General features: G+C 42.8%; 9 protein-coding genes and 1 pseudogene. 5 read left to right on the forward strand and 5 right to left on the reverse strand.

The window, feature by feature from the left end; all coding sequences use genetic code 11:
• Window positions 1-135 precede the first annotated feature (135 nt).
• Together motB and motA are read right to left on the reverse strand one after the other, a co-directional pair.
• Window positions 136-924, reverse strand: coding sequence for a flagellar motor protein MotB (motB, locus tag AB1L08_RS13770; RefSeq protein ID WP_413065240.1), 789 nt, complete (start codon window positions 922-924; stop codon window positions 136-138).
• On the reverse strand, window positions 911-1,720 hold the full coding sequence (gene motA, locus AB1L08_RS13775) for a flagellar motor stator protein MotA (RefSeq protein WP_413065241.1): 810 nt from the start codon (window positions 1,718-1,720) through the stop codon (window positions 911-913). Before motA ends, motB begins: the two co-directional genes overlap by 14 nt.
• 52 nt (window positions 1,721-1,772) lie before the next feature.
• Between motA and AB1L08_RS13780 the strand changes: the two genes are divergently transcribed.
• Window positions 1,773-1,895 (forward strand): hypothetical protein, encoded by a 123-nt coding sequence (locus AB1L08_RS13780; protein ID WP_413065242.1) that lies wholly within the window; start codon window positions 1,773-1,775, stop codon window positions 1,893-1,895.
• Window positions 1,896-2,125: 230 nt separating this feature from the next.
• On the opposite strand, the pseudogene AB1L08_RS13785 reads toward AB1L08_RS13780, so the two are convergent.
• A pseudogene (locus tag AB1L08_RS13785) lies at window positions 2,126-2,835 on the reverse strand (SDR family oxidoreductase); the annotation flags it as partial.
• Window positions 2,836-2,980: 145 nt separating this feature from the next.
• Window positions 2,981-3,355, reverse strand: coding sequence for a DnaJ family domain-containing protein (locus tag AB1L08_RS13790; RefSeq protein WP_413065243.1), 375 nt, complete (start codon window positions 3,353-3,355; stop codon window positions 2,981-2,983).
• A 228-nt stretch (window positions 3,356-3,583) separates the two neighbouring features.
• Between AB1L08_RS13790 and AB1L08_RS13795 the strand changes: the two genes are divergently transcribed.
• Together AB1L08_RS13795 and AB1L08_RS13800 are read left to right on the forward strand one after the other, a co-directional pair.
• Window positions 3,584-4,360, forward strand: a complete 777-nt coding sequence (locus tag AB1L08_RS13795; protein ID WP_413065244.1) for a 3-hydroxybutyrate dehydrogenase — start codon at window positions 3,584-3,586, stop codon at window positions 4,358-4,360.
• Window positions 4,361-4,515: 155 nt separating this feature from the next.
• Complete coding sequence (locus tag AB1L08_RS13800) at window positions 4,516-5,460, forward strand: metal ABC transporter substrate-binding protein (RefSeq protein ID WP_413065245.1); 945 nt, start codon at window positions 4,516-4,518, stop codon at window positions 5,458-5,460.
• A 50-nt stretch (window positions 5,461-5,510) separates the two neighbouring features.
• Here the strand turns inward: AB1L08_RS13800 and hmpA are convergent, their stop codons facing one another.
• Entirely contained in the window at window positions 5,511-6,731 is a 1,221-nt protein-coding gene (gene hmpA, locus AB1L08_RS13805) for an NO-inducible flavohemoprotein (protein WP_413065246.1), read from the reverse strand.
• A 212-nt stretch (window positions 6,732-6,943) separates the two neighbouring features.
• Between hmpA and AB1L08_RS13810 the strand changes: the two genes are divergently transcribed.
• Window positions 6,944-7,381, forward strand: a complete 438-nt coding sequence (locus AB1L08_RS13810) for an Rrf2 family transcriptional regulator (protein ID WP_413065250.1) — start codon at window positions 6,944-6,946, stop codon at window positions 7,379-7,381.
• A 72-nt stretch (window positions 7,382-7,453) separates the two neighbouring features.
• Window positions 7,454-8,686, forward strand: coding sequence for an aminopeptidase (locus AB1L08_RS13815; protein WP_413065247.1), 1,233 nt, complete (start codon window positions 7,454-7,456; stop codon window positions 8,684-8,686).
• Window positions 8,687-8,810: the final 124 nt, after the last annotated feature.

Below are 8,810 nucleotides of genomic sequence, written 5' to 3' on the forward strand. Positions count from 1 at the left end.
CCTGTCGCTTCGCCTGCACTAGCACGTCCTGTCAGTCGGAGCCAGATACAGAAAAGCTTCTTTTGAAGAAAAATTTTCTTAGCAAGTTATGTTTTCTTTACGTAAAAAAATAGCATACAGCCTAGGGCTGCATGCTTATTTTGTTTCTTCCGTATATGGCTGGATGAGCACTTCCACCCTGCGGTTCTTTTCCCTGCCTGCAGCAGTATTATTGTCGGCGATTGGTTGAAACTCTCCAAATCCTTTGGCACTGAATAACCGCGGATCCAGGTTTTTATCTTCAAGCAGGACTTTCATAAAATTGACTGCCCGCATGACGCTCAGTTCCCAGTTTGATTGAAAAGCCGAGTTTTGAATTGGAATATTATCCGTATGTCCGCTAATGATGACACTTCGCGGCACGTCCATTTCAAGCAGCTTTGCCAGTTCTCTCGCTGTTTTTTTATCCTCCTCCCGTACGGTTGCGCTCCCGGACTGAAACAGTACGCTGTCATTGATCCTAATGAGAAGACCCTCTGAAGTGAGTGAAGTCGAGAATTTGTCTTCATAGCCATTTTCCTGAATATAGCTTTCCACTTTCGTTTGGATGGCTTCAAGAATTTTCAACTCTTCCGCCATTTCATGGATAGCCTGTTCAACAACTTCATTTTCTTTTTTTTTACTATGCGCTTCCCAGTGGGATGGGACATCGGCATTTTGATCTTTTTCTTCAATCGGCTGTTCAAACTCTACCGGACCCGTCCCGTTCAAAAATATGCCGCTGAACACTTGGGACAGATGGTTAAACCGTTGGGCATCAACGGAACTGATGGCGAATAATACGATAAAAAGTGCAAGGAGCAGCGTTAATAAATCTGAATATGGCAGGAGCCAAGACTCATTCATATGCTCCTCGCTTTCTTTTCTTTTTTTACGCCTCGACATTTTGGGCCACTTCACTTTCACTGTTGTCTTCGAACAAATCTTTTCGTTCTGAAGCCGGAAGGTATGATGCGAGTTTTTGTTCAATAATGCGGGGCGCTTCCCCTTCGAGAATGGACAGAACACCCTCCACCATCATTTCCTTCAGTCTGACTTCTTCATGTGTTTTTCTCCTTAACTTGTTGGCAAAAGGATGCCATAATACATAACCGGTAAAAATTCCGAGTAAAGTGGCGACAAACGCCGCTGAAATGGCATTTCCAAGTTCATCGGTATTGTCCATATTGGCCAATGCGGCAATTAAACCGATAACAGCTCCAAGAACGCCCAGCGTAGGCGCATACGTTCCTGCTTGGGAAAAAATGGCTGCTCCGGCCGAATGCCTTTCTTCCATCGCATCAATTTCATCCGAAAGGACATTACGGATATAGTCGGCACTTTGTCCATCGACGGCCAAAATGAGTCCTTGTTTTAAAAACGGATCGTCGATCTCGTCCATTTTGGCCTCAAGCGCCAGCAGCCCCTCCCTTCTGGCCAACTGGGCCATATCGGAAAACAAAATAATAAGATCTTTCGGTTTTGGCATTTTTTGCTCTTTAAAAACAATCCCGAAAAGCTTGGGGACCCTCTTAATTTCCGAAGAAGGAAAAGCGATAATCACGCTTGCAGCCGTTCCCACCAAGATGACGAGGATGGCAGCCGGATTGATCAATGCCGTTATATCTACACCTTTTAATATCATCCCTGCCCCAACTGCTATAAAGCCAAGAACGACTCCAATCAATGATGTTTTATCCATTTACTTCACCCTAAAAAAATGTCTTACCTTTTATATCGGATGGGGAAGTCAGATGTTAAGTGAAAAAATCATGAACGGTTATTTGAGTGATAAAGCCGCCATTAATGGGCAAGGCGGCAAATGCCATCAATTCCTTTTAGCGCCGGACCTTCCGGCAAACAAAAACAGCCAATGAACCGGTAACCATCCGGGTTCATGGCTGCTTTCACAAAATATGTCGTTCCTTGTCCTTCATCAAGTGCTGCTGTATTGTTTAAGCCAATGGCAGGATGTATGGATGCAACTTATATTCATGTCCTCATTACATCCGTTATACCATAAATAAATATGCTAATATTTATAAGATTGCCCGCCATCGATTGGAATAACAGCCGCGTTGATGAAGGCGGCTTGATCAGACAACAGAAATGCCACCAAATACCCCACTTCTTCCGGTTTACCGAAACGTTTCATCGGGTTCGGCTGAACGAATTGTTTTCCCGCTTCTTCCCAGTTGTCAGGATCAATTTGTTTTAATGAACCTTCGACCATTGGTGTCATGATGGCGCCTGGTGCAATAGCGTTGATTCTGATTCCGTATTGTCCGTATTCAACTCCGGAGTTTCTCGTTAGCCCGACTACGCCGTGTTTACTGGCTGCATAGCCTGATTGGTTCCCTACCCCGCGGATACCGCCAACAGAAGCAGTATTAACAATCGAACCATATCCTTGTTCTCTCATTACTTTCAATACATATTTCATACCATAAAACACGCCATTTAAGTTAACATTGACTACTTTCCCGAATTCATCAATGTCAAAATCTTCTGTGAGATTTTGTTTTCCCTCGATCCCTGCGTTGTTGAAGAAACCTCAATTTTACCAAATCTCTTAACGGTTTCATTTACATAATTTTTAACCGCTTTTTCATCTGTCACATTGGCAGTGACCAGCAACACTTCTGCATTTGGAGCAACATCCAGCACTTTGCTTTTTGTTTCTTCCAATGAAGCTGGGTTTAAATCAACGAGTGCAAGTTTTGCCCCCTCTTTTGCGACCTGTAAGGCAGAAGCTTGGCCTAAACCGGACCCTGCACCTGTAATCAGTATGACTTTCTCATCAAAACGACTGTTCATTGAAAAATCCTCCTTTATTATTCCCAATGATTACCCCTTATCCGATAGTTTTCCCTATTTTATCGTTTAAATTAACAAACGCGCATGATTAAAACATGATATTCGGAAATCCGTAAAAAAACCCAGGGGTGAATATTACTGATCTTCAAAAAAATCTTTTTTCAATTTTCTGTTGGTATTTTTTAAAAACGGAAGAATTTGTTTTGATCCCTTTTTTTGCAAGAAGACCATTATATTTTAATAATTTTTCGTTTAATTTCTTTTTCAGCTCTTCCGATTCAAGCTCGTCTTCGGAATGGCGGATGAGGTCTTCGATTGACATGATTTCTTTTTTGACATCCATCTCTTCCGGGGAAAAACCGGCATTTTTCAACACCCGGTATGCCATCCTCAATTCCTTGGGGATTCCTTCTAAATCATCCTCCCGAAGCGGCTTTCCAAATCCGGGAAGCCGGTCAAATTCACCTTCTTCGTATGCCTTGCGGATTTTTTCTTCAGAAATACGCGTAAACTTGTCCAAAATACGGCCTCCTTTTTTTTATCGTACTAATGATTTGCCCTTTTTATCCGTTCCCTTCATTTTATAAAAAAATTACTAACAGCAGCCGTTTCTTTTTTAAAATCGAACGTCATGCCAAGTAATACTTTTTGATGATTGCAAATCCATGTGTGTAAGATAATAATAACATTAGAGAGTAAAGTACATGTGGTATTTAAATTTATAATTACAAGATAAGAAGGTGTGTTCATGGTAAAAGGCAAAGTTGTTTTCGTTACAGGGGCCGCCCGCGGAATTGGATATGAGATTGGAAAAAGGTTTGCCGAAAATGGAGCAAAGGTTATTTTGTCGGATCTGGATGAAGAAAATGTGAAAAAAGCTGCTGCCAATTTACAAGAAAAAGGACACACCGCATTTGCCATTTCGTGTAATGTCAGCAGCGAGAAGGATATCCAGCTGGCGCTTGAATATGTATCCGAAGAATTCGGGCGCCTTGATGTATTGATTAATAATGCCGGGCTCCAGCACGTTGCGTTCATTGAAGATTTTCCAACCGAAAAATTTGAACAAATGCTGAGCATTATGCTGACCGGGCCCTTTGTGGCAATCAAACATGCCTTTCCCATCATGAAAAAACAAAAATTTGGCCGCATCATCAATATGGCTTCCATTAACGGGCTTGTCGGTTTTTCGGGAAAAGCGGCATATAATAGTGCAAAACACGGCGTGATCGGCCTTACGAAAGTCGCTGCCCTTGAAGGCGCCGAGCACGGGATCACAGTCAATGCACTTTGTCCCGGATATGTCGATACGCCATTGGTCAGAAATCAGCTGACCGATTTGGCAAAAACGAGAAACATCCCTGTAAACAAAGTGTTGGAAGAGCTCATTTATCCCCTTGTCCCCCAAAAAAGATTGTTGGATGTTTCCGAAATTGCCGAATACGCCCTTTTTTTGGCTAGTGACGCAGCCAAAGGAGTGACTGGCCAGGCCGTGGTGATCGATGGGGGATATACTGTGCAATAGCTGATAAAATCCGGACTAACGGCTTGTCCGGATTTTTCTTGTTTTCTCCCTCTTGTCTGCTTTGTTTTTTTATTATATAATATGCAAATCGGAATGATTACGATTTATAACTTGCTTTTTCTAGCTCAGTTATACCAGAAAGGAAGATTCATATTTTGAGGAAAAAAAATTTTTCTTTGATGGCATTTATCGTTTTCGTGCTGTTTTTATCCGGCTGCAACGGCGAATCCGCCGATGTCCAAAAACCCAAAAAAACGATAAGTGTGTACACGACCATTTATCCGATTGAGGATTTTACAAAGAAAATTGGCGGCGAGCATGTCAGCGTTAAAAGCGTCTACCCTCCGGGTGCAGATGCCCATACGTTTGAACCGACAATGAAAACGATGATGGAAGTGGCAGATTCCGACTTGTTTATATACAACGGCGCGGGGCTTGAAGCTTTTATCGACAAAATGAAAAGCTCGATGAAAAATGAAAATGTAAGATTCATCGAAGCAACAAAAGGTATTGAAATAATCAATGGCGAGCATGAGCATTCAGAGAGCCATGAAGATCATCAGGAAACAGACCATGATACAGACCCGCATGTTTGGCTCGATCCCGTTTACGCCCTCACGATGGCCGGGAATATTAAAAACGCGCTTATAGAAAAAAAGCCGGATGCAAAAGCGGAATTCGCACAAAATTATGAACAATTGGCAAATAAATTACAAAAGGTTGATGCAGAGCTAAAGCAAACTGTGAAGTCGGCACGGCGTAAAGAAATATTGGTTTCCCATTCCTCTTACGGCTACTGGGAGCACCGCTACGGATTGGAGCAAATCAGCATTACCGGCCTAAGCCCTGAACATGAACCTTCCCAAAAGCAGCTGCAATCCATTATTGAAACAGTCAACAAACAGGATATTCCGTACATTATTTACGACCAAAACCCACTGACAAACGTAACGGAAACGATTCAAAAAGAAACCGGCACAAAGCCGCTTACATTGCATAACCTTGAATATATTACAGTAGAAGATGAAAAAAATAACGAAGACTACTTTTCCATCATGGAAAAAAACATTTCCAATTTAAAAAAAGCATTGTCCGAATAAAAAAGAGCAAGGGGCGATTACAAATCCTCCTTGCTCTTTCATCTATATGATTAAACAGCAGTTTTATCCATTTGCAAGTTTATCGCAGGACCAAAGAACTCATAGCGGATATTGGATTCTGCGATACCCAGGTCTTTTAACATGAGAACGGCACTTTTTAAAAATGGCACCGGCCCGCATACATAGCAGATTGTGTCTTTCGCAATATGTTTTTCCAAAAATTCTTTTGTAATATAACCGCTAAAATGATGGCCGCCATGTTGGTCTGCCGGATTTTCATATCCGTAAAAGAAGCGTCCATTCTCCAGCTTTTCCGTCATATTTTTAACATCTTCCCCGAAGGCATGGACCCCCTCGTGTCTGGCTGAATGAATGAAGGTGATATCGCGTTTGGAATCTTTTTTCACCAACGTCTCCAGCATGCTCATGAACGGTGTTAGCCCTACTCCCCCACTGATAAAAGCAACCGGGGCTGTTTCTTTCATATTCAATGTAAAATCACCCGCAGGTACGCTTGCTTCAATCGTATCGCCGACATTGACTTTTTCATGCAAATAATTGGACACTTTACCAAATGGTTCATGGTCGGCTTCTTTTTTAACCGAAATCCTGTAATAATCATGTCCAGGGGCACATGACAAGCTGTATTGGCGATTAAGCGCATATTTTTCACCGGGGATATGAAGCCTTACTGTAATGTATTGGCCGGGTTCGAACGCGGGAAGCCCTTTACCGTCTTTGGCTTTCAAATAAAAGGAAGTAATCACGTCGCTTTCCTTCACTTTGTCTATTACTTTAAGCTCTTTGAACCCTTCCCATCCCCCCGGCTGTTCCTCGGAAGTTTTATACATGTCGGCTTCCACATCGATAAACACTTGCGCGATCACTCCGTAAGCTTCGGCCCATGCATTGATGATTTCATCTGTGGCTGCATCACCAAGCACCTCTTTGATCGCCCCCAATAGATGTTCACCGACGATTGGATAATGCTCCGGTTTTACCCCAAGGCCGCGGTGTTTATGCGCAACCTGTTTTACGGCTGGCAGTACGTTTTCCAATTGGTCAATATTTTTCGCCGCAGCATAAACCATATTGGCAAGAGCTGTTTGCTGGCGTCCCTGGGATTGATTCGCATGATTGAAAATATTCAACAATTCCGGATGATTTCTAAACATATTTTTGTAAAATACAGAAGTGATCGTAACACCGTGGACTTCCAAAACCGGGACTGTTGATTGAATGATGTCGATTGTTTTTTCGGAAAGCGCCATTTTTCATTCTCCTTTTAAAAGATGTATTTTTAATATATCTTTAATTCAACAATAAAACAGATCACACATCATAACAATCCTTCTTCGGCATGTGTAAAAAAGCTGCCATAATGTAGACTTATTTTGTTCACAAAACATGTATTTTTTTTACATGTTTTGTGATGATTGCTTTTATCCTTATAAAAGATGATAAAATGGAATTGGTGATAAACATGAGGCTTACTAATTATACGGATTACTCTTTGCGGGTTTTAATATATTTGGCTTCCAAACCGCCGGATGAACTGTCCAATATTACGGAAATTGCAGAAGCATATGGAATTTCCAGGAACCACTTGATGAAAGTCATTCATAAACTTGGAAAAATGGGCGTAATCGATACAATCCGCGGCCGCGGCGGCGGTATTAAACTTGCCCTTCCTCCCGAAGAGATCAATATTGGAAAAATTGTCAGACAAACCGAAGACGATTTTAAACTCGTGGAATGTTTTGGAGACGGCCAGGCAACCTGCGTCATTTCGCCGATTTGCGGCTTAAGGCATGTGCTGAATCGTGCGCTGGCTGCCTACTTGGCTGTGTTGGATGAATATACACTTGGTGACATCATCAAAAATCCATTGGATTATCGGGAACTTTTAGGAATTAAATAGTGGAAAGATTGGTTTCTTCTTCCAATATTGGTATGATGGAAATACATTTTTTATTGAAAAGGAGGATGCCGTATGGGTAGCTTTCAGGAAAAACTGGAAAAATATGCGGAACTCGCCGTAAGAGTGGGCGTCAATATTCAAAAAGGACAGACCCTCGTCATTAACGCGGCTTTGGACAGTGCTGCGTTGATCCGGCTGATCGTCAAAAAAGCGTATGAGTCAGGTGCAAAAGATGTCATCGTGAACTGGAATGATGATGTGGTTTCCCGCTTAAAATATGATCTCGCTCCTGACGAAGCATTTCATGAATATCCAAAGTGGCGGGCAAAGGAAATGGAAGAACTGGCCGGGCAAGGAGCGGCCTTTATGTCTGTTGTTTCTTCCGGTCCCGATTTGCTTAAAGGGGTAGACCCGAACCGTATTGCCAATTTCCAAAAAGCAGCTGGAACTGCTTTAAATAAATACCGCCAATACATTCAATCGGATAAAGTAAGCTGGACCGTCATCGCGGCCCCTTCAGCGGATTGGGCCAATAAAGTGTTTCCGGACGCTCCGCCTGAAAAGCGGGTCGGCCAACTTTGGGAAGCGATTTTTAAAGCAACACGGGTCGACCGGGAGGATCCTGTTGCAGCTTGGAAAAAGCACGACCAATCTCTTCATGAAAAGGTCGATTGCCTGAATAAAAAGCGATTCAAAAAACTTCACTATACGGCTCCGGGAACGGACTTGACGATTGAGCTTCCGGAAGGACACCTCTGGGTGGGAGCGGGAAGCATGAATGAAAAAGGCGATGAATTTATGGCCAACATGCCGACGGAGGAAGTTTTTACCGTACCTCACAAGCTGGGGGTAAACGGCGTTGTCACGAATACAAAGCCGCTCAGCTATGGCGGAAACATTATAGACGGTTTTACCCTTACTTTTGAAAATGGGAGAATTGTAGACGTAAAAGCGGAGGAAGGCGAAGAAATTTTAAAAGGGCTTGTCGAAACTGATGAAGGTTCCCATTACTTGGGAGAAGTAGCGCTCGTCCCATTCAGCTCTCCGATTTCCCAATCGAACATCCTTTTTTATAACACGCTGTTTGACGAAAATGCTTCCAACCATATTGCCATCGGTAGCGCTTATGCGTTCTGTATCGAAGGTGGAAAAAGCATGAGCCCGGCAGAACTGGAAGAAAAAGGATTGAATACAAGCATCACCCACGTTGATTTTATGATCGGCTCTGACCAAATGGACATTGACGGAATAACCGATAGCGGCGAGCGTGAACCGGTCTTCCGCAACGGCGAATGGGCGTTTTAGCATAAGTACAAGCACCGCTTTCGGCGGTAAATTTTTCGGTATCCGCGGGTATTTTTCGGTATCCGCGGGTATTTTTCGGTATCCGCGGGTATTTTTCGGTATCCGCGGGTATTTTTCGGTATCC

Origin of the sequence: Siminovitchia jepli (genome assembly GCF_047228825.1) — a bacterium.
Taxonomy (GTDB): domain Bacteria; phylum Bacillota; class Bacilli; order Bacillales; family Bacillaceae_C; genus Siminovitchia.